We start from the raw sequence: 787 nt of genomic DNA on the forward strand, positions 1-787 counted from the left end.
TAATTTAAGCTTGTGTATACCTAATCTGTTCAAGGTCCTCTAAACCTTGGACAGATTAGTAGTATTTGCACTTAACGTATTGAAAATGATCAAGTATAGCGGTGAATGGGTAACAACTTTCAGCGTAATAGCAATTGAAACACCTAAGTATTTAGGTTCCTTTTCGATTAACACTCAGTACCTTCTGAAAGCAACAATGCATCTTCTAATTCAACCCCAAGATAGCGGATTGTATTATCTACCTTGGTATAACCAAGTAGTAGCTGCACCGCTCGGATATTTTTCGTTTTTGCGTAGACTAACGTCGCTTTTGTTCGCCTCATCGAGTGAGTGCCATACAAGTTAGGATCCAACCCCAGATTAGAAGCCCATCTCCTCACTAAGTATCGATAGTACGAATAGCTAATCGGTTGTTGCTTTCGCCTTTGGCTTGGGAAAATAAAATTGCTGTCATGTAGCGAAGCCATCAAAATCCATTTCATTAGACTCTGTTGAGTTCTTGTCGTTATCTCAAATTGAACTTCAATATCTGTTTTGCGCTGGATATGCTTAACGCGGCTAAATATCCTATCTTGCGAAGATACATCGCAAACTCTGAGAACGAGCAAATCACTTGCTCTAAGTTTGCTATCAATAGCTAAGTTGAGCAACGCAAGCTGCATCAAATTATTTTCAATTTCTAATCTGGTTCTGATCCGCCAAATTTCCTCAAGCCGAAAAGGCTTTTTGACGCCACTTCGTTTCGTTTTGTTGAAAACTACCATGATGACCTCCTTTTTAATTTGGT

At 39.1% G+C, this 787-nt stretch carries 1 protein-coding gene; it reads right to left on the reverse strand.

What is annotated here, in order from left to right; all coding sequences use genetic code 11:
* Positions 1-167: 167 nt before the first annotated feature.
* Positions 168-764 carry a tyrosine-type recombinase/integrase gene (locus tag BCU75_RS19675; protein ID WP_102474825.1) on the reverse strand — a complete coding sequence of 199 codons (597 nt, stop codon included), beginning with the start codon at positions 762-764 and terminating at the stop codon, positions 168-170.
* Between the last annotated feature and the right edge of the window lie 23 nt (positions 765-787).

Source organism: Vibrio splendidus, assembly GCF_002873455.1.
GTDB lineage: Bacteria > Pseudomonadota > Gammaproteobacteria > Enterobacterales > Vibrionaceae > Vibrio > Vibrio splendidus_J.